24 protein-coding genes, 1 tRNA gene and 3 pseudogenes are annotated in these 21,074 nt (G+C 32.3%); 14 read left to right on the top strand and 14 right to left on the bottom strand.

All coding sequences use genetic code 11. The annotated features are described in order from the left end of the window. Window positions 1-8: 8 nt before the first annotated feature. A complete protein-coding gene (locus GAPWK_RS03330) occupies window positions 9-1,184 on the bottom strand; it encodes an HlyD family secretion protein (RefSeq protein ID WP_038517108.1) in 1,176 nt (391 codons plus the stop codon). Window positions 1,185-1,950: 766 nt separating this feature from the next. Between GAPWK_RS03330 and GAPWK_RS03335 the strand changes: the two genes are divergently transcribed. Beyond that, the gene (locus GAPWK_RS03335) at window positions 1,951-2,721 is read left to right on the top strand and encodes an MBL fold metallo-hydrolase (RefSeq protein WP_025314877.1); all 771 of its coding nucleotides are present in this window, start codon (window positions 1,951-1,953) and stop codon (window positions 2,719-2,721) included. A gap of 405 nt (window positions 2,722-3,126) precedes the next feature. Here GAPWK_RS03335 and GAPWK_RS03340 read toward each other — a convergent pair whose 3' ends face one another. From GAPWK_RS03340 to GAPWK_RS03355, 4 genes are all read right to left on the bottom strand, one after another. Then, window positions 3,127-3,447, bottom strand: a complete 321-nt coding sequence (locus tag GAPWK_RS03340; protein ID WP_025314878.1) for a nucleotide sugar dehydrogenase — start codon at window positions 3,445-3,447, stop codon at window positions 3,127-3,129. A 165-nt stretch (window positions 3,448-3,612) separates the two neighbouring features. Next, window positions 3,613-4,926: a DUF6271 family protein gene (locus GAPWK_RS14965; protein ID WP_038517111.1), complete on the bottom strand. Its 1,314-nt coding sequence runs from the start codon at window positions 4,924-4,926 to the stop codon at window positions 3,613-3,615. Window positions 4,927-4,980: 54 nt separating this feature from the next. Further along, complete coding sequence (locus tag GAPWK_RS03350; protein ID WP_238551141.1) at window positions 4,981-5,325, bottom strand: GNAT family N-acetyltransferase; 345 nt, start codon at window positions 5,323-5,325, stop codon at window positions 4,981-4,983. A 68-nt stretch (window positions 5,326-5,393) separates the two neighbouring features. Then, window positions 5,394-5,840 (bottom strand): hypothetical protein, encoded by a 447-nt coding sequence (locus GAPWK_RS03355; protein WP_025314880.1) that lies wholly within the window; start codon window positions 5,838-5,840, stop codon window positions 5,394-5,396. Window positions 5,841-6,126: 286 nt separating this feature from the next. Here GAPWK_RS03355 and GAPWK_RS15475 point away from each other — a divergent pair, with 286 nt between their 5' ends. From GAPWK_RS15475 to GAPWK_RS03365, 5 genes and pseudogenes are all read left to right on the top strand, one after another. Beyond that, window positions 6,127-6,297, top strand: coding sequence for a PDDEXK nuclease domain-containing protein (locus GAPWK_RS15475; RefSeq protein WP_407919846.1), 171 nt, complete (start codon window positions 6,127-6,129; stop codon window positions 6,295-6,297). After that, window positions 6,258-6,452 (top strand): transposase, encoded by a 195-nt coding sequence (locus GAPWK_RS14425; protein WP_080692412.1) that lies wholly within the window; start codon window positions 6,258-6,260, stop codon window positions 6,450-6,452. The genes GAPWK_RS15475 and GAPWK_RS14425 overlap by 40 nt, the downstream gene beginning before the upstream one ends. A 40-nt stretch (window positions 6,453-6,492) precedes the next feature. Continuing rightward, window positions 6,493-6,681, top strand: a complete 189-nt coding sequence (locus GAPWK_RS03360; protein ID WP_158413571.1) for a helix-turn-helix domain-containing protein — start codon at window positions 6,493-6,495, stop codon at window positions 6,679-6,681. 212 nt (window positions 6,682-6,893) lie between these two features. After that, window positions 6,894-7,042, top strand: a pseudogene (locus tag GAPWK_RS15480) (DUF4113 domain-containing protein). Further along, window positions 7,042-7,842, top strand: coding sequence for a GIY-YIG nuclease family protein (locus GAPWK_RS03365; protein WP_051516224.1), 801 nt, complete (start codon window positions 7,042-7,044; stop codon window positions 7,840-7,842). The pseudogene GAPWK_RS15480 and the gene GAPWK_RS03365 overlap by 1 nt, the downstream one beginning before the upstream one ends. Before the next feature lie 7 nt (window positions 7,843-7,849). Here the strand turns inward: GAPWK_RS03365 and GAPWK_RS15180 are convergent. The 4 genes and pseudogenes from GAPWK_RS15180 to GAPWK_RS03380 form a co-directional block, all read right to left on the bottom strand. After that, window positions 7,850-8,200, bottom strand: a pseudogene (locus GAPWK_RS15180) (conjugal transfer nickase/helicase domain-containing protein). Between the two features lie 164 nt (window positions 8,201-8,364). Next, window positions 8,365-8,589 (bottom strand): hypothetical protein, encoded by a 225-nt coding sequence (locus tag GAPWK_RS03375; RefSeq protein WP_025314883.1) that lies wholly within the window; start codon window positions 8,587-8,589, stop codon window positions 8,365-8,367. Window positions 8,590-8,656: 67 nt separating this feature from the next. Beyond that, window positions 8,657-8,764 (bottom strand): annotated as a pseudogene (locus GAPWK_RS14440) (TraI domain-containing protein); the annotation flags it as partial. Between the two features lie 253 nt (window positions 8,765-9,017). Continuing rightward, window positions 9,018-9,105 (bottom strand) — tRNA-Ser (locus tag GAPWK_RS03380). A 192-nt stretch (window positions 9,106-9,297) separates the two neighbouring features. On the opposite strand from GAPWK_RS03380, the gene GAPWK_RS03385 reads away from it, so the two are divergent. The 6 genes from GAPWK_RS03385 to GAPWK_RS03410 are packed head-to-tail and all read left to right on the top strand — an operon-like array spanning window position 9,298 to window position 12,813. Beyond that, the gene (locus GAPWK_RS03385) at window positions 9,298-9,615 is read left to right on the top strand and encodes a TusE/DsrC/DsvC family sulfur relay protein (protein WP_025314884.1); all 318 of its coding nucleotides are present in this window, start codon (window positions 9,298-9,300) and stop codon (window positions 9,613-9,615) included. A 21-nt stretch (window positions 9,616-9,636) separates the two neighbouring features. After that, window positions 9,637-9,933, top strand: coding sequence for a cell division protein FtsB (gene ftsB, locus GAPWK_RS03390; RefSeq protein WP_025314885.1), 297 nt, complete (start codon window positions 9,637-9,639; stop codon window positions 9,931-9,933). Then, window positions 9,930-10,631, top strand: coding sequence for a 2-C-methyl-D-erythritol 4-phosphate cytidylyltransferase (gene ispD, locus GAPWK_RS03395; RefSeq protein ID WP_025314886.1), 702 nt, complete (start codon window positions 9,930-9,932; stop codon window positions 10,629-10,631). The genes ftsB and ispD overlap by 4 nt, the downstream gene beginning before the upstream one ends. Window positions 10,632-10,648: 17 nt before the next feature. After that, the gene (gene ispF, locus GAPWK_RS03400) at window positions 10,649-11,134 is read left to right on the top strand and encodes a 2-C-methyl-D-erythritol 2,4-cyclodiphosphate synthase (RefSeq protein ID WP_025314887.1); all 486 of its coding nucleotides are present in this window, start codon (window positions 10,649-10,651) and stop codon (window positions 11,132-11,134) included. Window positions 11,135-11,155: 21 nt separating this feature from the next. After that, window positions 11,156-12,178, top strand: a complete 1,023-nt coding sequence (truD, locus tag GAPWK_RS03405; protein WP_025314888.1) for a tRNA pseudouridine(13) synthase TruD — start codon at window positions 11,156-11,158, stop codon at window positions 12,176-12,178. Between the two features lie 5 nt (window positions 12,179-12,183). Then, window positions 12,184-12,813, top strand: a complete 630-nt coding sequence (locus GAPWK_RS03410) for a protein-L-isoaspartate(D-aspartate) O-methyltransferase (protein WP_025314889.1) — start codon at window positions 12,184-12,186, stop codon at window positions 12,811-12,813. 372 nt (window positions 12,814-13,185) lie between these two features. On the opposite strand, the gene pnuC is transcribed toward GAPWK_RS03410, so the two are convergent. Next, entirely contained in the window at window positions 13,186-13,875 is a 690-nt protein-coding gene (gene pnuC, locus GAPWK_RS03415) for a nicotinamide riboside transporter PnuC (protein ID WP_025314890.1), read from the bottom strand. 2 nt (window positions 13,876-13,877) lie between these two features. Further along, entirely contained in the window at window positions 13,878-15,113 is a 1,236-nt protein-coding gene (gene nadR / locus GAPWK_RS03420) for a multifunctional transcriptional regulator/nicotinamide-nucleotide adenylyltransferase/ribosylnicotinamide kinase NadR (protein WP_025314891.1), read from the bottom strand. Window positions 15,114-15,354: 241 nt separating this feature from the next. Between nadR and GAPWK_RS03425 the strand changes: the two genes are divergently transcribed. After that, window positions 15,355-16,932 (top strand): mucoidy inhibitor MuiA family protein, encoded by a 1,578-nt coding sequence (locus GAPWK_RS03425; RefSeq protein WP_025314892.1) that lies wholly within the window; start codon window positions 15,355-15,357, stop codon window positions 16,930-16,932. Window positions 16,933-16,953: 21 nt separating this feature from the next. Next, window positions 16,954-18,801, top strand: a complete 1,848-nt coding sequence (gene recD / locus GAPWK_RS03430) for an exodeoxyribonuclease V subunit alpha (RefSeq protein ID WP_025314893.1) — start codon at window positions 16,954-16,956, stop codon at window positions 18,799-18,801. A gap of 107 nt (window positions 18,802-18,908) precedes the next feature. Here recD and GAPWK_RS03435 read toward each other — a convergent pair whose 3' ends face one another. Genes GAPWK_RS03435 through GAPWK_RS03445 form a run of 3 tightly spaced genes read right to left on the bottom strand, consistent with a single transcriptional unit; the run spans window position 18,909 to window position 21,068 of the window. Continuing rightward, on the bottom strand, window positions 18,909-19,634 hold the full coding sequence (locus tag GAPWK_RS03435) for an amino acid ABC transporter ATP-binding protein (RefSeq protein ID WP_025314894.1): 726 nt from the start codon (window positions 19,632-19,634) through the stop codon (window positions 18,909-18,911). After that, the gene (locus GAPWK_RS03440) at window positions 19,631-20,332 is read right to left on the bottom strand and encodes an ABC transporter permease subunit (protein ID WP_025314895.1); all 702 of its coding nucleotides are present in this window, start codon (window positions 20,330-20,332) and stop codon (window positions 19,631-19,633) included. Before GAPWK_RS03440 ends, GAPWK_RS03435 begins: the two co-directional genes overlap by 4 nt. 1 nt (window position 20,333) lies before the next feature. After that, window positions 20,334-21,068 carry an amino acid ABC transporter permease gene (locus GAPWK_RS03445; RefSeq protein ID WP_025314896.1) on the bottom strand — a complete coding sequence of 245 codons (735 nt, stop codon included), beginning with the start codon at window positions 21,066-21,068 and terminating at the stop codon, window positions 20,334-20,336. Window positions 21,069-21,074 lie beyond the last annotated feature (6 nt).

Here is a 21,074-nt window from a genome sequence, read left to right on the forward strand (position 1 = left end):
TTTATGATTCACTGAATATTACTCTCTAAAATTAAGTTATTTTGCATAATTTCTCGTACTAGTTGCTCGAATTCATCTAAGTCGTAAGTAAGTACATCTGTTTGATATTTAATTTCTTGAGGTGAAATATCAGTAAGTAATTTTCCACTTACATCACTGGTATCCACTGTTACATACATAGATAACCCCACCCGTAATGGATATTCCTTAATTTGCTCTTTATTCAATTCAATACGAACAGGTAAACGCTGAACTACTTTAATCCAGTTTCCTGTTGCATTTTGTGCTGGTAATAACGAAAATGCACTTCCCGTACCCATAGCAATTCCTGTAATCACCCCGTCGAATTTAATATCATCTCCATAATAATCACTAGTTAACTTAACTTTTTGTCCTAATCGAATGTGTTTTAGTTGAACTTCTTTAAAGTTAGCTTCTACCCAAACTTGATCCAAAGGAACAATAACTAATAATCGTTCTCCTCTATTAACCTGTGTTCCAACTTGGACTTGGCGCCTCGAAACATAACCAGTGACAGGGGAAACAATTGTTACTCGTTTTAAGTTAAGCCAAGCTTCCTTTAGTTTAGAAATAGCTTGCTGAATACGTGGCTGTTCTAATAATGAATTCTCCATTAATAGGGCATTATTAATTTCTAACTCTTGCTTGGAAATATTTAAGTCATTTGACGCAATTAATACATCTTGCCTAGCATGCTCTATTTCTTCTTGTGAAATAGCATTACGAGACCAAAGGCCTTCTCTGCGAGCTAAATCTTTTTGTAATTTATCTAATGTCGCTTGTTTTAATTGAATACTTGCTAACAATTTTTCAGTTGTCAGTTTGATCTGTTGAGTTTCTCTTATTACCTTGGCTAATTCATTTTTTGCATAACTAAAATTATTTTCAGCATCAATTGATTCTAATTGAGCGATAACATCTTTTTTTCTTACAAAGTCATTATCATCAACGTAAATGGAGGAGATTCCTCCGCTTATTTGAGTATGAATTGGAATTTGATTTCCCATAACATACGCATTATCTGTAGATTGTGTAAACCGAGAAAACATGTACCAAAAAATGAAGTATCCTATCCCTGAAACTAGGAAAATAACAGATAAAATAATCAATTTTTTATATCGTGTTAAACCATTGAATTGTCGGCCATCGGTGTTGTTTTCCATCGTACACTCCATTTACATCTTTCATTTTAATCATTGCTCCTATGAACAGCATCACAAAATGCTGTTTCATTAAGCAGACATTCCACCATCAATAACTAGAGTTTGAACCGTAATATAATTACCCCCACAACTGAGTAAAAAATTCATAGACATAGCCACTTCCTTATTATTTTCCATTATGTTACTCCATGTCTTGTTTGGTTATTAGATTGTGAAAAGTTAACGGCATTATATAAATGGGTGAGTTATATTGTCTTGAACAAATAAGCTGACTTCATTTTATAGAAAATCATTGATTTATTTAACTCTCTATATTTCAAATAGTTATTTATTCTTTGACAATTATTTTCATTTAAAAAAAAGAATGAGAGATCTAATATAGCTAGTTTATTCAATTAAATAACCTTTGAATTGATATATGCTCACCCAACATATATCAATTAGAGGATAAAATTCATAACTTACGACTGTGTAATCATTGGTGCTGGATAAGCTGGACTGTGTTTAGCATCATTATTTCTGACTAAAAAAATATCACTGTTCTTATATTAGAAAGAGATGAACGTATAGGAGACGTCTGGCGTAGACGACCAGATAGTATGCGGTTGTTTACACCAAGAGCAATGAATCAGCTACCAGGTTTAATTATGGCTGGTGATCAAAAGGGTATCCAGATAAGCATTGTAACTATCCACTAAAATAGTACATAAAAAAGTAGAAAATTCTCTATAATATTTTTAAGTAGAATTTTAAGGAGAATTTCAATATGAAAATAAAATTATTAATTAACGATATTAGAGGCTTCAAATTAAGCCCCAATAAAGGTGTTAGTTTTTATATTGAAGATGATAATACAAAAATTCTAATGGATTGTGGATCTGAATGGAGTGAGAATTTAACTCTAAATAACATAACTTATATAGTTTTATCACACGGTCATTATGATCATTCTGGTGGAATAAAACATGTAAATATAAATCAGGATGCATTAGAAAAAATAACGCTGATAGCGCATCCTGATGCATTAGAAAAAAGATATGCCATCAATCCACTAAAAACTCGATCGGATGGCAGGTTATCTTTGGAAAAATTGAAAACAAAATTTGATATAAAGTTAACAACAGAAGCTATTTGGTTAACAAAAAAAATGGTATTTCTTGGTGATGTTGGTGGGTGCAAATTACCCACAGGAATTATTAAAACTGATAATAAAATAAGGTTAGACTATATTAATGATGATTCTAGTTTAGTTTATTGTTCAGAAAAGGGATTAGTCATTATTACCGGATGCAATCATGCTGGTTTGAAGAAACATATAAATAAAGCTATCAGAATAACTGGGGATAAAAGAGTTTATGCAATAGTAGGTGGATTACATTTTAATGGGCTTTCTGTATTAAAATTACCATTCGTGCTTAGAATTTTAAAAAAAACAAATACGACTAATTTTTATACATGTCATTGTACAGGTAAAATTGCAGAAAAAATATTAAATTCAAAAAAAATGTCTACTGGAGATATATTAGAGTTTATTTAATCTATATTTTTTGTCTTAATGATAGTGCTGTTATGCTAAAAACTTTAAATATGTGATGGCCTGTTTGTCGACCAATCACTTTACGTCCAAACAAATATAACCATCCTTTACCAGTTTAGTTTAATATAAGTGAGATCCATCACACAGACAATTATCATAGAAGAGACATCTGCCCACTTTTTTGGCGAAGATCGCTTAACACTAGGATATTAGTGTACCAGTGAGGTCATAGAAAATGACGTCATGATGTATTACTCTCTCAAGAGAATAAATGGGTAAGAAATGGTACAAAGGGTAAACTAACCATATTTGCAAAATTGAATATGAAAATTTTTTCATTCTGAAAGAATTATAAAATTAGGTTATTCAATAATAATTTTCAAATACGGGTTATTGTAAACAATGTCAGGAATTTTTAACTGTATTTCTAATTGTATGCATATCATCGTTACAATTAATTCGTTCAGGAGAATATCCAACCTGAAAATCTTTTTTCGCTTTCAATTGTGAAACTCTCTCTAAAAGAGGAATACATAATTCTTCTGTCACTCCAAGGTAGACTGTAGATTCATATACGAGTATATCCACTTTTTTTAATTTTCGCGCAATGGTTTCTGTTGCTGAAAATAAACAACTTAAATCAGGTTTATTTTTACTATCAATAGGAGTCGGAACAACAATTATATAAAAATTAGAATTAAGTAAATCATCGCTACAGTAGGTCATACTTGAAGTATTATATATTTTTTTAATCTCTCGATTTTTTTGCTATCAATATCAAAATCTATTGTTTTATAAATTTTAGAAAATTCAAGGAAAAGAGGTTAACCGACATACCCCATTCCTATTATTTGTATTGTTCATAACAGCACCTCAGCATATTAATTTTACTTAATGATCAACAATAAAATCCATTAAACTAATGTTCTTGGCCTGTACTATGATTTTACTCCAGTTTTTTAAGAGTTTAACGTGTAAGAAGTATTCTTCATTACATTCGGCAATACATTTTGCAGTGACTTTCCTTAATTCTTGTCCTATCTTTGAATAATTTTCATCGAATTTTAATAATACTTCATCAATAATTCTGATTATATGCTCTTCTCTTTTAGTATCATTAGAAGCAAATGATGCTATTTTTTCAGAAAGAGACTCACACATTTGTTGAGAAACGAAGCAATCATCATAATCACAAAAGTTATCAATAAGCTTATCATTATAGATACTTCCATATAATGAAAAATAATCTGCAAATTTTAACATTCCATACCAATATTTTAGTTTTTTATCATACTCAAATCTTTCATCATGATAATCATGAAACACGGGTCTAGTATGATGTACAGATGGGTAGCCTAATGCAGTCGAGGTATCAAAAGCGAAATAATCCGCTGCTAATGTATTTTTACCAGGTAAGTTTGGTAGAAACTCAAATAGTCGATAGACACTAACATTACCACAGTCAGGATTACACCCATCGTCAACAGAAGTAATTAAGGAAATAACATCATTTTGAGGAACGGGTTGCTCTAATTTGAATATATCATCGCAAATATCAATAATATGCTCAGATTTAAAACCAAGTAGTTCATATATTTTATAAACATAGTCATACGACACTTTTGCAAAATCTTTTACATCAAGATTCCACTCACCTAAGTAATTCCCACCAACCACAAGTATTCGTCTTTTATTGTTTATATCTTGTTTAAGATTTTTGATATCCAAGTCATTAACTATTTCCATTATTGGTTTACCTAAATACTTTAACTCATACTCAATTGGATAGACTTCCCTAGCTTCACTCCTTCTATCAAATAACAAACAAGTATCAGAATCTCTTCTATGATAGGCATTAGCCCCCATTGAACACGCAAATAAACCTAATTTATTCATAGCAGTAGCATAATCGGTACCTGTATAAGTAAAAATCTTATAGAAATCATCATCCATACCTTTAAAAAGTGATTTAAAGTATTTTTTCTGTACATCAACAGATAGATGTAGAATATTCAATTTTGGATATTGATTTTTTAATGATTTAATAATTCCATTATTTTCTATAGATGAAAATTCATTGGTTTCAACTACAATTAAAGGAATATTAACTTGCAAGACATCATTTGCGTATAAAATCTCCTTAATATAACTACTAATACTATCTTTAATACTTCTATTTGTTGGTATAAAAAATACTGATTTCATAGTTACTCCTTAGTTAATTGAACTAATAATTAATTTTTTAACCAACGATAATATTTAAAATGATTTTTCAAACACATAATATTTAAAATCCTTAGCTCCCCATGTTTTTTTAAATTGTCTTAATGTATCACTATGTGAAAACCCCAAGTTGATATAATCAATATCTGAATACTTAGTAATAATATGGGAGAGTACTTTACGATTTGGTTTAAATTTCAATGAAACACTATCACTAGCGTTTATCCAATAAAAGATATTATTTTTTGATTTTAATATAATACTACCTGATACAATTTTGCCATTATAGTAAGCTAAATATAGTTCTGTATTTCTTTCATCATTAAGCAAATCTTCGATTAAAGGCAAACTGATACAATAATTAGCATTAACTTTTTTCATGGTTTTTATATATAAATCATAAAAAAACATTAATTCACTACGATTATTTTTATTATAACAATGAACTGTTATTTGTTTTTTTCTGCGCATCTAATATTTGTTCTCACACTACCTTTAAATAAGCGATAACCCAACTCTCTAAACTCTTGCATTACAATTATTTGAGTAGTCATTTCTGTTTTCAGATACTTATTTAGGTTTTCTACAGAAAGTTCGCAAGGAAAAAGTGGAGGGATTATTATTTTTTTTATGTCTATATCATGGATAATTTTTAGATTAAAAATTATTTCTTCAAGAACAAAACAACTCTGTGGTGCTGGAAATATACCGCCATAACCTATGACACCAATTTGGTATATTTTATCAATTTCATTGTAAAATAGATCAACCTTGTAATTTCTATTTGCAGCATTAATTACTATATTTATATAATTAAATTGAAAATATTTAGTTATGATGTTTTTGAAATAATCATCATGGAAACAGTAATGATATGATTGTAGTTTATTTACCATTCTCCGCTCCATCATTATCAGAAAAATACTTAACAAAACAAATCTATATATAAAATAGAATTAATTTTCTAAATCATTAATTTTTAATGGATTTAAGTTTAATCAATAAATAATATTTGATATGCTCCATATTAATTTAATTTTTAAGATAAGAAAGCTATAAATAACTTTTGTTACAAAGAACGAATACATTGATTTATTATTTTTACTATACCAGTTATCTGTTTTATAGTAAATTTTTGTCAATATAAAAAATCAATCTTCAGAGTCCGATCTTGAAAAAGTATTGATCGAACATCTTACAAATTTTCTGCTTGAACTTGGCGACAACTTTGCCTTTTCCGCCCAACAATGTAAACTGAGAATTGATGATTATTGCTTCAAAAATAGATTTTACTTTTTTCATCGCCAGCTAGAATGCTTGATACTTATCGAAATACTATTGATAATTGTTTAGATGAATTTAAAAAGCAGGGGAGATCTGCTACTTATTCTGATCAAGCTATTGAGTGTTGTTTAACAATAAAAGCACTGTTTCAATTCCCGTTATGTCAACCCATTGGTTTACTTGAGAGTCTATTTTCTTTGGCTAAGCTTAGTTCCGCTGTTTAAGTTGCCTGTTGTATTGTGAGGCTCATTGATGGGGGTTATCATGCGAAGCAACGACAGGACATCACGAAAAGTAGTCTCAGAACTCAGTCAAAAAGGGATCAGACTTGACCAATTGATACGAGATAATCATATTAATATTAAAAATTTTACAGATTTAGAATCTTGTATAGCAAAAGTTTTAGATATTCCCCTGCAAACTATCTGGCCTTCTCGTTATGATAAAGATTAAGTATTCACTTTTAATCACTTGAATCATCATAGATTTATTTAGCTCTTATCCAACATGAAGCCCGTTGTGTATGTTATTTCTATTTTTTTACACTAAAATCTATTGATGCTCGCACTATATATTGTATGTTTATACATATTCTTTTTTTACTACGATAATAATAAAAATAGTGGTGATTTTCTTTAAATCAGTAGCAAAAAAGTGATACGTTGATGCAGACAATCGATGCTATCAATCAGAGGATGGGGAAAAAACGTTGCAATTAGGTGGCGTTAGAAAACAAGCCCCTTGGCAGATTAAATGTGAATTATTGAGTCCCCATTATACGACGCGGTGGGATGAGTTGTTAGAGGTTAGATAATGATTCTTGAGTGTTGTTATACACTACCCGAGCGACCGGGTGTTTATTATTTTTATGATAAGAATGATATTTTACTGTATATAGGCAAAAGTAAAAACATTCGTAAAAGGGTCTTGTCGCATTTTTATAATCATGATGAAACTAAGCGCCACGCTGAGTTAATTAAGCAAACAGCGCACATCGATTTTATTTGCACTGCCGGGGAATTAGGTGCTTTGTTACTCGAATCAGCAGAGATTAAATCAAGGCAACCAATTTATAATCGGCGTTTGAGAAAACATCAAAATCTTTATTCATGGGTGTTAAATGATGACTTCATGCCAATTTTATACCGTGTGGATGATATTGCTGACGATGAAATCAGTGTGGGGTTGTATCAATCACAGATAAGAGCAAAACAATGGTTACTAAAATTAGCTGAAAAAAATGAGTTATGCACTAAAGTCCTTGGTCTAGAATCAACCCATCGTGGCTGCTGTTTTAATTATCAGTTGAAACGCTGCCGTGGAGCGTGTTGTGGCGATGAGACAATAGCAAGTCACAATCAACGCCTAATTCAGGCATTTGAACACTATGCGTTAATAGCTTGGCCTTGGCAATCAGCGATTGCTATTGTTGAGGAAGATCCGCGTTATGAATGTAAAGCATTTCATATTATCAATCAATGGCGTTATTTGGGTTCTGTCACTCATTTGCATGATATGCCTAGCGGACCTCTCCCCCGTTTTAGTCGAGATAGTTATCAAATTTTAATACGTTATCTTCAATATAAAAAAATCAACATCATTGAGTTGGTATAGCGTGATATCACTTATGAAGTTTGATTTTCAAATAAGGATTGTTATAAACAATGTCAGGAATGAGTATTATCGGGTCATTAAAGAGATAACTATATACTTTTTTAGTGCTTTTGGGGCCTTCTACCGCACATGTCCAAATGCTGTAACCATCATCTTTACGTTTATGATATCTAAGCTTTTCAAACGCTTTTTGCATATATCGCTAGGCAGGTGTTTTTTCAGTTTTAGCAATCTGTTGTACTTTAGGAAACTCCATCACGTAACGCATAAAAATACCTGGTGTAACAATAAAAATCGTATCATCCACCGTATGAATTTGTGTTTGTGATTCGTTGATGATGAGATTTTGCATTAAGATAGCTTCTTTTAATCACTTCATAAAATATTCACCAGAAGGTGTTATTTCATCTATTTGTTGCATTGTTTTCTATTCCTTATCGGTAAATTCAATCAAACTGTTTGTTGGTTCAGTTGGTTCAGTTGGTTCATGAAACATTGATCAATAATCATTCAAAGGATTAGTTAGCTGGCTATGATGATTAATTTGGGCTCACTGTGGTTGATTTCAGTAATAAACAATTGACTTGCTGTATCTGCTGATTCCAATTGTTCATCCTCGCCATTCATTTCAAGTAAATCAAATACCGATTCTAAACTATCGGCTGACGGTGAATTGTTAGGTGTTTTTAATGTGTCAATTTCATGGGGTATATCGGGTGCATTTTGTTCTGTAAATAAGGTTGTCATTTCTTGTGCAACATTATCAGTAATGGATTCCTGCTCTACCTGACTATCATTCTTTGACAGATTGATTTAATGCATATGCCATGATTTCTAGTTCATGTTCAAGCATTCCCTCCAAATACGCATGATGACTCTCTGAAGCAGGAAATTTTTTAACTAATTCGGCATAACGTTCAATTAGCCTTGCCATGAATAATTCCCCAACATTTTTTTAATGCGTTGAATTATGTAGAACGAGATAGGTGTATTTAATAAAAAATACAAAACAGTTAGAGTATTTTTCATTGGACGTTCTAAGTGTAGATAGAAATGAATTACTTTGGATGAGTATGGAATAAAAATGAAAGCAAAAAAAAATTCACTTAAACCCTTGATGACAAAGTTTAAAATGAATTTCTCTGGATTGCTGTGGAATCCGCCACAAAAATAAATGGCGGAAGCGCAGAGATTCGAACTCTGGGAGGGTCGCCCCTCGCCGGTTTTCAAGACCGGTGCTTTCAACCGCTCAGCCACACTTCCGCAATGGCTGTGCATATTAAAGTAGACTTACTTATTTGTAAATAGGTATTTTGTGTTTTTTGATTGTTTGCTTTAAATTTCATCAAATTCAGTTATGATTAGTGTAAATATGGCGCTTTTACTATCAAAATAGTGTTGGAATTTATTTTAATGCGTATAATATGGTGCAAATAAAAATTCGTGTTTACAAAAATGTTAGAGCAAATACAAACTGATGATAATGGCTATTTAAAAAATTGGCAGGATTGGACTGTTGATTTGGTTCCTTTAATGGCACAAAAGGAGTCTATCGAATTAACTGATGCGCATTGGGAAGTGATTTTATTTGTTCGTGATTTTTATTTAGAGTATAAGACGTCGCCAGCGATTAGAGCGTTAGTTAAAGCGATGGAAAAAAAATTTGGTGTAGAAAAGGGTAACAGTCGTTATTTATATAAGTTATTTCCAGATGGTCCTGCTAAACAAGCAACAAAACTTGCAGGCTTACCAAAACCCGTTAAATGTATCTAAATAAGCGAATAGAATAATCTCATGATTAGATGGAAATTGCCTTTAATACTACTTATTGTGCTAGGTTATTTGCAATACTCGCTATGGTATGGCAAAAATAATGTTTATGATTATCGAGATAATCTACAAGTATTAGCTGATCTTCATGAGCAAAATGCACAATTAAAGGATCGCAATGAACAGATGTTTGCCGAAATTAATAATTTGCAACGTGGTTCTGAAGCGATAGAAGAGCGTGCCCGTAGCCATTTAGGTATGGTAAAACCGAATGAGTATTTCTATCGAATTATTAAAGATCCTAACCCGCAATCTCAATAAGGCATAACGTGAATAATACCAGTAATATTGTCGCAATTGTTCCAGCAGCTGGTTTTGGTTGTCGTATGAATAATCAAATACCAAAACAATATTTGAAAATTGGCTCCATGACGGTCATTGAACATACTTTAAATAAGCTACTATCTCATCCTAAAATAACACAGGTTATTGTCGTTATTAATCGCGAAGATGTAATATTTAAAACGCTTGAAGTTGCTTTGCATGATAAGATAAAAGTTACTATAGGCGGAGAAACCCGTGCTGAGTCGGTATTAGCGGGTTTACATTTATTAAATGATAATCAATGGGCGTTGGTGCATGATGCAGCAAGACCTTGTGTTTGCCATGATGATATAACACAATTAATTGATATTGTACTCAATGCACAAAAAGGCGGTATTTTAGCTACTCGTGTTAGTGATACCATAAAACGTTCTTATAAAAATAATGATAATATTATTGAATGCTCCGAAGATAGAAACTATTTATGGGCTGCAGTGACGCCACAGTTATTTAAAGCAAATGAGTTAAAATCATGCCTGCAGCAGGCTCTAGATAATCATATGACTATTACTGATGAAGCTTCTGCTATTGAATATTGTGGTGGGCATCCATTATTAGTTGAGTGTCGCCGTGATAATATAAAGATTACTCGATCAGAGGATCTTGCTTTGGCGACTTTTTATTTAACTACATAAATAAAATAGGTAGAACTATGCGGATAGGTCATGGATTTGATGTTCATAAATTTGGAGGAGAAGGCCCCATTACCCTTGGAGGAGTTAAAATCCCTTATCAATATGGGTTGGTTGCTCATTCCGATGGAGATGTAGTATTACATGCTATAACTGATGCGTTAATTGGTGCATTGGCGTTGGGAGATATTGGTAAACTTTTCCCTGATAACGATCCTCAGTATAAAGGAATTGATAGTCGAATATTATTAAGAAAAGTTTATAGCATTATCCAAAACAAAGGCTATGAACTTGTCAATTTAGATACGACCATTATTGCCCAAGAACCTAAAATGCGTGGGTATGTTGATCAAATGCGAGTTAATATTGCTGAAGATCTTAATGTCCATTTTGATCAAATTAGTGTTAAAGCAACCACTACAGAACAATTAGGTTTTACTGGGCGTAAAGAGGGGATAGCTTGCGAAGCAGTCGTATTACTTACTAAAATATCTAAAGTCAATTAAATAAAAAAATAGGTCACATTCGTGTTAACAGAACTGAATTATTTTTATGGAAAACCAACAATCACAGGACTATATAAACAGCAATATGAAGATTTTATTGTTACTGAAAATCTTGGATTTGAGCTAACAGGTGATGGCGAACACGTCTTTATTTATCTTCAAAAGCGTGATTGTAATACCATTTTTGTTGCAGAACAGTTAGCTAAATATGTCGGTATTTCAGCCAAGTTAGTCAGTTATGCAGGATTAAAAGATCGCCAAGCGGTCACTCGTCAGTGGTTTAGTCTACATCTTCCTGGTCAAGTTACACCTGATTTTTCGAATTTTAATTTAGATGGGTGTGAAATTTTAAAGATTACACGGCATAATAAAAAATTAAAAATAGGCGCTTTGAAAGGTAATTATTTTGATATCACGTTGAAAATGATAAGTGATAAATCAGGGCTTGAGGCTAAATTAGCATTAATCAAAGAAAATGGTGTACCAAATTATTTTGGTGAACAGCGTTTTGGTCGTGAACAAAATAATATTACTCAGGCTATCAAATGGGCAAATGGTGAGATTTCCGTTAAAGATCGAAAAAAACGCAGTTTTTACCTATCAGCAGCACGTAGTGCGATTTTTAATGATATTATCAGTCAACGAATTGCACGAAATTTGCATCAAACCGTCGTTGATGGTGATATATTACAACTTGCCGGACGCGGAAGTTGGTTTGTTGCAAAAACAGATGAACTACCGTCATTGCAACATCGTTTAGAAAATCGTGAAATTACAATTACTGCACCAATGCTGGGTGATTCAGCACTTGGAACAATGTCTGAAGCACTTGAATTTGAGCAAAATTGTTTACAAAATTGGACGACTTTTCTTGAATTAGTAAAAAAAGAGCGTATTGAAACTGCAAGACGCTCGATAGTTGTATATCCTTCGGAAATTAGCTGGCAATGGCTGAATAATGATTGCCTTACTATGAGTTTTTATTTACCATCGGGATGTTATGCCACAAGTGTGATACGTGAATTGATAATAGGAAATGAGTAATAAATATGCAAAGTTTAAAAATGCAGTCTCTAATTAAATTATTGCGTCAGAAGGGAATCAAAGATGAGCGTGTCCTAACTGCTTTTGCCTCTATACCTCGCGAACGCTTTATCGACGAGGCATTATCTCATCAGGCTTATGATAATTGTTCTTTACCAATAGGCAGTGGACAAACCATTTCACAGCCTTATATTGTTGCAAAAATGACCGAGTTATTACATTTAGAACCTGACTCAAAAGTGCTTGAAATTGGTACCGGTTCAGGTTATCAAACGGCAATTTTAGCTAAATTAGTTAACCACGTTTGTTCGGTTGAAAGAATTAAAAGTCTACAGTGGAATACTAAACGTCGTTTAAAACAATTAGACATTCACAATATCTCTACTCGACATGGAGATGGTTGGTTAGGATGGCCAGAACGCGGTCCATTTGATGGTATTATTGTTACGGCTGCCGCAACACAAGTACCACAAAGTCTTTTAGATCAGTTAGCAAATAAAGGTCGCTTAGTCATTCCTGTCGGTGATGAAGACAATCAGGTTCTTCAATTAATAAAACGCAGTGGTGAAGGCTTTATTGTAAAAAATGTCGAAGAAGTTAAATTTGTCCCCCTTGTTAAAGGTGATACTGAATAACAAAGCTCTTATAAATTGATAAATTTAATGAATTCGTTAATACTTAAGATTTAATACTTAGTATTTTTTGCCTAATCTTAAATTGCTGGTTGTTTTATTTTTTAATAACACAAACAACTTATTAGTAATTAGATTTTGCTAATTTTTCACTAAATATTATCTTCTATATACGTCTGTGTTCCTGCCTTTATTGCAATGATTATAGAAGTAATAATTAATTCATTAAAAAATTTCGATTGCTGTCTGAATTGGGTATTTAGATTGTTAAATTTTTAAATATCAGCAAATCGACATAAAATTATCCACGTTGTTTACATGGATAATTTTGTTATTGAAACGTATGCATTATCTCAAACTTTTTGACAAACATATTTATTGCTTTTGTTCGGAATTTCTCCACTCACAAATGCCATAAATTGCATTAAATAGATAAATTAAATATTGTGCAGCAATAACGATGTTATCTGTATAGATATTAAGGCTAATTACCAACACATTTAATATCACCCAAAAATACCAATTAAACGAATAACGCATCATCAATAATAACTGGGCAACAATCCCTAATCCAAAGATAAAGCAGTTAGTTATAAGTTGATAACTACTATTGTTGACTTCAAGGGATTCGGTGATGTAAATATTTAAAAATACTGCCGCAATGAGAATGATAATTGCACATAAAAAATTACTTTCACTCAAGGTGCGGGATTTAACATTTTTATTGTTATCTTGGTTTTTTTGCCAATTAATTAAGCCATAAATGTGGGTACCAAAATAGCAAATACTTGGTAAACCAGCACCAATATTACCATTAAGAAAGTTAGCAAAGCATTCAGCAACGTTTGCTAACATACCCATTACATTTCCCATATTTTTACGTTTGGCCAATAATATTACACAGATCAATCCACAAAAAGCACCAATATAGGAAATGGTGTAACGAAGATTAAATTGACTAAATGGATCAGTGTATAAAAAAGCTAATGTTACACATATTATGCAAAAAAGTGGATAGAATTTATTTCGTCCAATAAATATTATAAGTTGATTTAATTTATTCATAATTAATACTCTTCATTGTTGATAAGTTGATTGACTAAATCAATACAACATAAATAACGTTCTTCATAATTTGGTGAATCTATTTGAATATAGTTAATGTTATTTTTTTCTAAAATTGAGATGAGCAACTGTTGAAAGTCTTTACGCTGTTTAGGACTGCCCAAATGACGTAAACCGTCTGCTACCCAAGGTGTATTGTTGCCAAGTAAAATAACTAGATCAAAACGATAGTTGTTAATCATTGCTTGTAAAAATGGATGTTCTTTACCTTCATATTTTTTACAGAAAGCTTGGGTTGTGACGAAATCAGTATCAATAAATGAGACTTTATTAGCATGTTTTATTGCAAAATCAATATATTGTGCATGACCTAGCGCAATTTTATCGTAATCTGCATATTGTAATGCTCGTTCATCTCCGCCTAATTGAGAAAAGACGTAATCTCGACCATATTCCCAAGCACTGGTAGTATTAAATACATTGGCTAATTTATTGACTAAAGTTGATTTACCGCTTGATTCTCCGCCCAAAATCGCCACAGTTCTAACAAAGAATGGCCTAACTTCAGTTGGGATATACTGCCAATTTTTGAGTGGTGCTTTGCGAATTTGGGTACCACTAACATGCATAAATTCTCTTTGAGGATCGATAAGTATCGTTTTTAAATTAAATAACTCTTTGTACATGGTCACGTCTTGAGGTTCGCTTGAATAAACGTAATCAGGTTCAATACCTTTTGTTTTAAACAGCTTTTTGACTCGTTCACTCCATTGTAACCAACCATTTGGATAGGAAGGTATGCCATCTTCTTCTAATAATTCAATGTGAATGTTTTTTTGATATTTAAAAGTTTGTAAAAGCCAACGAATTCGATCATTAATGGTCGGTTGTCGGGACATAGCACTTTCTTCAAATAACGCCATATCACGTTCTGTATCAGAACAAAGAATCACATATAACTCATCGACTTGACTAATTGCGCGTTGAATAAGGTGAATATGCCCAGTGTGTAATGGATAGAATTTACCAAATATTACACCTACTTTTTTATCTTTGGTTGGTTGTTCAATCTGTAAATATTGGTGAAGTGATTGTAATTTTTGTGCACTTGGGTTTTTGATTTTATCGTTAATGAGTTGACTTAAATAACCTTTAGTCATTTGACAAGCATCGGCGACGGTTTGCAATGATAAACTTTTTCGTTTAATTGCTTTTTTTAAATAACTGAAGCTACTCATGGTTTTTTCCTATGTTTGTTTTCTATTTTTAACAAAATATACAATTTTTTAATAAAATGTTCAATATATAAAACGAAATTAATTTTTTTATTTAAAACCGCATTAAATTTTATGGAAATTTAAACAGAAATAGTCAATACTCTTTCAACACAGCGATCATGGATCGAAATGCGATATATTCATGTTTACAAAATTAATATAATCAAATAATTAAACTGTATAATTGTTATAAAGGGATAGTATGAAAGTTCAAAAAATAGCTCTTTTAATGGCATTAGTTTCAAGTAGTGTTTTTGCTGATAATAATATCACTTTAGATAAAGTGACTTTATTCTTACAAGGCGCCGAATTACAAGGTCAAGCAACGGTATCACTAAAAAAAGGTGAAAGTGAAATAGTGTTAACTGGAATTGCCGATGGTATTAAACCAGACTCCATAAACGTTGGATTTGATGTTAAAAGTAATGTAAAAATTTTATCTGTATCATTAGATGAAAAGTATCCAAAAATTAATGAAAATAGTAGTGAAATTAATTTGTTAGATCAACAATTGTTACAATTACAAAATAAACTTAATACAACTATAGTTCAGTTAAAGGCTGTAAATGAGCAAATTGAACTTTTGAAAGGCAATCGTTTAGAAAAATTAACTAAAATTGATAATGATGATTTAGCTCAATTAAAAAAAGTGATGGATTTTATCAAAACTAATTTGGTTGTTGCATTAGATGAACAATATCAATTACAACAAGAAATTGAACAATTAACCTTTCAGATAACTGAATGCCAAACTAAAATCGACAAACAAAAGCAGGCTAAAGAGGCTTTAGTTAGCGCTGTTATCGTAAAAGTACATGCCCAAAATGATATTACATTACCCGTTACGCTTTCTTATATAACCAATAAAGCAGGTTGGAAACCTGTTTATGATATTCAGGTTAAGGATATTGACTCTCCATTACAATTAACCTATAAAGCGGATATTTACCAAAATAGTGGTATAGATTGGCAAGATATAAATTTTAGTTTATCAACTTCACAACCTAGAGAAAGCCTAAAATCTTCTGAATTATGGACATGGCATATTAACACTTTATCAGATGAAGGTGGGTTCTTTTTTTCTAAGAGTGATTATGATGAAAAAAGTGAAAAAGAATCAAGATCAAGAAAACCATCGGATGAAGATTTTCCTAATGAGTTGGGTGTGAATACTCAGTTTGAAGTTAATTTGCCATATACCATTAAAACAAACAATCAAAGTGACTTATTAACAATACAAAATAAAGAAGTCAAAGCCCAATACCATTATGTGGCAACACCAAAAATCGATAATAGCGTTTATTTGGAAGCACAAATTGTAGATTGGGATAAACTTAATTTATTACCCGGCCAATCATCAATATTTTTTAATGGTAAATATATAGGTAAAAGCTTTATTAATACAAAATTTGCTAAAGAGACTCTAGATCTTTATTTAGGTAAAGATAGGAATATTTCAATTTCACGCTATCGAGATAATAGTCAAACCTTAAAACCTTTAGCAATGGGTGATGATATTTCACAAAGATATGCCTATACGATTGATGTAAAAAATGGCAAGTCGATGCCAATAAATTTAGTTGTCTATGATCAGATCCCAGTGATTAACAATAAAACTATAAAGCTTGATGATATTAAGTATACTGGTGCAAATTATGATAAAAAAACAGGATTAGTTACATGGAATTTTGATTTAAATCCTAATGAAACCAAAAAACTTAATTTAAGCTTCAAACTCACTTATCCAAAAGATAAAGTTAACGATATAATGGGATTATAAGTTATTAATAGAAAACATTACATGTTAATAGAATGGTTAACCCAATTTAAACAAAATAACCAAATCAGTTTGCTTGATATTCATTTGGCTCTTTTTTTAACCAATAAAGCAGAGCTAAATGATGATATAACAGCTAAACGTTTTAGTTTTTTAGTATTATCACTTAGTAAAGAGGTGAGGGCAGGTCATGTCTGCCTTGATCTGAATAATTTAGATCAACAATTCATTGAACCCCAATTATGGCAGGATTTGCAGGCGCCGAATGTACAAGCTTGGCAAGCCATACTTGAACAAGCTGAAAGTAAACACGTTGTGAGTGATGGCACAAAACTGTCACCACTGATTTTTACCCAAAATAAACTCTATTTTCAGCGTATGTGGTGTGATGAAGTCAATGTGGCTCAATATTTTAATCATACAACACTTGTCCAAGAATCAAATTACTTAATTGATTTAAAAGTGATTCTTAATCAGCTTTTTAGCAATAACGAAGAACCTATAGATTGGCAAAAAGTTGCCGTGGCAGTCGCATTAACCCGTAAAGTAGCCATTATTTCTGGTGGGCCAGGAACGGGTAAAACTACAACGGTTGCCAAAATTCTAGCTGCAATTAGGCAAACTAATCCTAAAGCCCGATTGGTTACATCCGCACCCACAGGTAAAGCGGCGTCAAGATTAACCGAATCATTAAGTCGAGCAATCGAACAGCTTTCCTTATCAAATTTAAATATTAATACTGAATCAATTACCTTGCACCGTTTGTTGGGTGCCAAAGCAGATAATCGCTCTTTCACCTATGATAAAGATAATCCACTTAACTTAGATGTGTTGGTAATAGACGAAGCATCAATGGTGGATTTAAATATGATGGCGAGGGTAATAGATGCATTACCATCCTCGTCACGTTTAATTTTACTTGGTGATAAAGATCAACTTTCATCGGTCGAAGCCGGTGCTGTATTTGGTGATTTATGTGCATTTATTACTAATGGATACAGCAAATCACGAGCTAAAGAACTAAGCCAATTGACGGGTTATAGCGTGCCAATTTCAGAGCAAAAAGCTAGTATAACTGACAGTATTTGCTTATTACAAAAGAGTTATCGGTTTGATAAATCATCGGGTATCGGTTTGCTTGCTAATGCTGTGAAAGATGGCAAATCAAGTATTGTTAAACAGTTATTAAACAATACTTCACTGAGTGATATTAAGTATCAAGAACTTTCATCTCAGGAATCTTACCACGCTGTTTTACATGATAGTGTGAATCAATATAAGCATTATCTAAATGCAATAAATCAACACTGCTTTGATGATACTGCAGCAATTTTAGAAAAATTTGCTCAATATCGATTGTTATGCGCAGTACGTGAAGGACAGTTTGGTGTCAGTGGTTTAAATAAGCAAATCGAGTTGTTATTGGCCGAAAAAAAACTCATTCATCTTAAAACTAGTGAAGCTTGGTACGTTGGTCGTCCGATTATGATTTTACGCAATAGCATTTCGTTAGGACTTTATAATGGTGATATTGGTATTACTTTAAGGGCACAGCATGATCATTCAAAATTACGAGTCTATTTCCCACTTGCTGACGGTTCGATAAAAGGGTTTTCTCCTTTCCGATTACCGGAGCATGAAACAGCTTATGCTATGACGATTCATAAATCACAAGGTTCAGAATTTGATCATGTAAATATTATTTTGCCAACGGACTACTCACCATTGCTCAACCGTTCATTACTTTATACAGCCATCACTCGCGCTAAAAAAACGGTTTCAATTTCTGCAACTGACCAAGTTCTGCAACAAGCAATAAAATCTCAAACACAAAGGCACAGTGGTTTAGTCAATTTATTACTTAATAATTGATGAAGTTACATTAATAAAGGTTGGCAGACCGATTATTTTATTAATTATTAAAGATAAAATTAAAGAGACAATAAGAAGATACAGGGCATATCGCCCTGTAATTGATATTAATGAATAATTTTAGCTAAGAAGTCTTTAGCACGATCTGATTGTGGATTAGTGAAGAATTGTTCTTTTGAAGTATCTTCAATAATTTCACCTCTATCCATAAAGATAACACGGTGTGCAACTTTTCGCGCAAAGCCCATTTCGTGAGTAACTACCATCATTGTCATGCCTTCATAAGCAAGTTCAACCATTACATCAAGTACTTCATTAACCATTTCTGGATCAAGTGCTGAGGTTGGTTCATCAAATAGCATAACAATAGGATCCATACAAAGTGCCCGAGCAATCGCAACACGTTGCTGTTGACCTCCAGAAAGCTGTGAAGGGTATTTATCAGCATGAGCAAGTAAACCCACACGTTCTAATAGGTTAAGGGCTTTTTCACGAGCCTCTTCATCCGCTCGACCTAATACTTTGATTTGGGCAAGCGTTAAATTTTTTAAAATGGTCAAATGAGGAAAAAGTTCAAAATGTTGGAACACCATCCCCACTTTTGATCGTAATTTCGCTAAATTAGTTGCGGGATCGGTTATTTCTGTACCTTCAATAATGATTTTACCTTGTTGTACTGGTTCTAATCCATTAACGGTTTTGATTAATGTTGATTTACCTGAACCTGAAGGGCCACAAACAACGACAACCTCACCTTTACCTACTCTTGTTGTGCAGTTTTTTAAAACTTGAAATTGTCCATACCATTTTGATATATTTTCTAAGGAGATCATCGATTTATCCCTTTCTTAAAATAATTAACTAACTGTGAAGCAGTAAAACAAATTACAAAATAACTTGCTGCTGCAAAAATAATCATTGAATATTTAACAGTACCGCCTTGAACATTACCAATTTGAGTTACGCTTGCACCGAAAAGGTCAATTAAACTCATTACATAAACTAACGAAGTATCTTGGAATAAGATAATACCTTGCGTTAGTAATAATGGCACCATAGACCGAAATGCTTGAGGTAAGATAATTAAGCGCATGGCTTGGCCTTTAGTCATTCCTAAAGCATAAGCAGCATGATATTGGCCTTTGTTCACAGCATTGATACCAGCACGAATGATTTCTGAATAATAGGCCGCTTCAAAAAGAGCAAAAGCGATCATTGCCGAAACAATACGTACATCCGCATAAGGTGGTAAATTAAATATATATTTAATAACTTGTGGCAATGCTAAATAGAACCATAACAGCACTAATAATAGTGGAATGGAACGAAATAAATTTACATAACATTTAGCAAAAATATTAAGTAATTTATTATTTGATAAGCGCATTAACGCAAGCATAGTGCCCCAAACAATACCAAAAATGACAGCATTAAGGGTAATTTTTGTTGTTAACCATAAACCACTTAATAGTAAATGATAATTATCAAATACCAATGAAGGTATATTTGCAATCCAATCAAAAAGCTGCATTTTATCCTCCATGATTCATGTTAGGTAACCGAGTATGTTTTTCAACAATACGCATAATAGTGAGTACAGCATAATTTATTAGCATAAAGGCAATCGTTACACCACACAAAATTTCGACAATACTATTGGTTGATTCATTAATGCGATCAATCTGTCCTATTAAATCTATTAACCCAATTGTTGAAGCAACAGATGAGTTTTTAATAATATTAGTCATTTCTGATGTTAATGGTGGAATAATTCGACGATAAGCATTCGGTAATAAAATGTATGTATATGCTTGACGATTAGTTAAACCAAGTGCGATTGCTGCATATCTTTGGCCTTTAGGTAAAGTTTGAATACCTGTTCTTACTTGCTCGGCAATTCGTGCAGATGTAAACAATCCTAAAGCAGTTGCGGCTATGATGAATGAACTAATATTTGGTGATAAACCAGATACAAACCACGTTTTTAAGCTACCAATTAGAATTTCAGGAAATAGCATATACCATAAAAACATTTGTACAAGTAGGGGGATATTACGAAATAGCTGAATATAACCTGACGCAAACTTGCTTATAAATTTGTTGTCAAGCGTTCTACAGATACCGACCAATGAACCTAGTACAAAGGCGATGATCCATGCTGTGACGGCTAATGACACGGTCACAAAGATGCCATCTAACAGCCAATTTAAATAAATCCCATCACCATAAGGGGTGGGCTCAAAAAATAGTGTCCAATTAAAACTCATAATATA

It is taken from the genome of Gilliamella apicola (assembly GCF_000599985.1).
Lineage (GTDB): Bacteria > Pseudomonadota > Gammaproteobacteria > Enterobacterales > Orbaceae > Gilliamella > Gilliamella apicola.

Excerpts from the sequence above, each read along its gene's own strand:
- GAPWK_RS03330 (WP_038517108.1), bottom strand. The coding sequence starts at position 1,184 with ATGGAAAACAACACCGATGGCCGACAATTCAATGGTTTAACACGATAT.
- GAPWK_RS03335 (WP_025314877.1), top strand. The coding sequence starts at position 1,951 with ATGAAAATAAAATTATTAATTAACGATATTAGAGGCTTCAAATTAAGC.
- GAPWK_RS03340 (WP_025314878.1), bottom strand. The coding sequence starts at position 3,447 with ATGACCTACTGTAGCGATGATTTACTTAATTCTAATTTTTATATAATT.
- GAPWK_RS14965 (WP_038517111.1), bottom strand. The coding sequence starts at position 4,926 with ATGAAATCAGTATTTTTTATACCAACAAATAGAAGTATTAAAGATAGT.
- GAPWK_RS03350 (WP_238551141.1), bottom strand. The coding sequence starts at position 5,325 with ATGAAAAAAGTTAATGCTAATTATTGTATCAGTTTGCCTTTAATCGAA.
- GAPWK_RS03355 (WP_025314880.1), bottom strand. The coding sequence starts at position 5,840 with ATGGTAAATAAACTACAATCATATCATTACTGTTTCCATGATGATTAT.
- GAPWK_RS14425 (WP_080692412.1), top strand. The coding sequence starts at position 6,258 with ATGCTTGATACTTATCGAAATACTATTGATAATTGTTTAGATGAATTT.
- GAPWK_RS03360 (WP_158413571.1), top strand. The coding sequence starts at position 6,493 with ATGCGAAGCAACGACAGGACATCACGAAAAGTAGTCTCAGAACTCAGT.
- GAPWK_RS03365 (WP_051516224.1), top strand. The coding sequence starts at position 7,042 with ATGATTCTTGAGTGTTGTTATACACTACCCGAGCGACCGGGTGTTTAT.
- GAPWK_RS03375 (WP_025314883.1), bottom strand. The coding sequence starts at position 8,589 with ATGACAACCTTATTTACAGAACAAAATGCACCCGATATACCCCATGAA.
- GAPWK_RS03385 (WP_025314884.1), top strand. The coding sequence starts at position 9,298 with ATGTTAGAGCAAATACAAACTGATGATAATGGCTATTTAAAAAATTGG.
- ftsB (WP_025314885.1), top strand. The coding sequence starts at position 9,637 with ATGATTAGATGGAAATTGCCTTTAATACTACTTATTGTGCTAGGTTAT.
- ispF (WP_025314887.1), top strand. The coding sequence starts at position 10,649 with ATGCGGATAGGTCATGGATTTGATGTTCATAAATTTGGAGGAGAAGGC.
- GAPWK_RS03410 (WP_025314889.1), top strand. The coding sequence starts at position 12,184 with ATGCAAAGTTTAAAAATGCAGTCTCTAATTAAATTATTGCGTCAGAAG.
- pnuC (WP_025314890.1), bottom strand. The coding sequence starts at position 13,875 with ATGAATAAATTAAATCAACTTATAATATTTATTGGACGAAATAAATTC.
- nadR (WP_025314891.1), bottom strand. The coding sequence starts at position 15,113 with ATGAGTAGCTTCAGTTATTTAAAAAAAGCAATTAAACGAAAAAGTTTA.
- GAPWK_RS03425 (WP_025314892.1), top strand. The coding sequence starts at position 15,355 with ATGAAAGTTCAAAAAATAGCTCTTTTAATGGCATTAGTTTCAAGTAGT.
- recD (WP_025314893.1), top strand. The coding sequence starts at position 16,954 with ATGTTAATAGAATGGTTAACCCAATTTAAACAAAATAACCAAATCAGT.
- GAPWK_RS03435 (WP_025314894.1), bottom strand. The coding sequence starts at position 19,634 with ATGATCTCCTTAGAAAATATATCAAAATGGTATGGACAATTTCAAGTT.
- GAPWK_RS03440 (WP_025314895.1), bottom strand. The coding sequence starts at position 20,332 with ATGCAGCTTTTTGATTGGATTGCAAATATACCTTCATTGGTATTTGAT.
- GAPWK_RS03445 (WP_025314896.1), bottom strand. The coding sequence starts at position 21,068 with ATGAGTTTTAATTGGACACTATTTTTTGAGCCCACCCCTTATGGTGAT.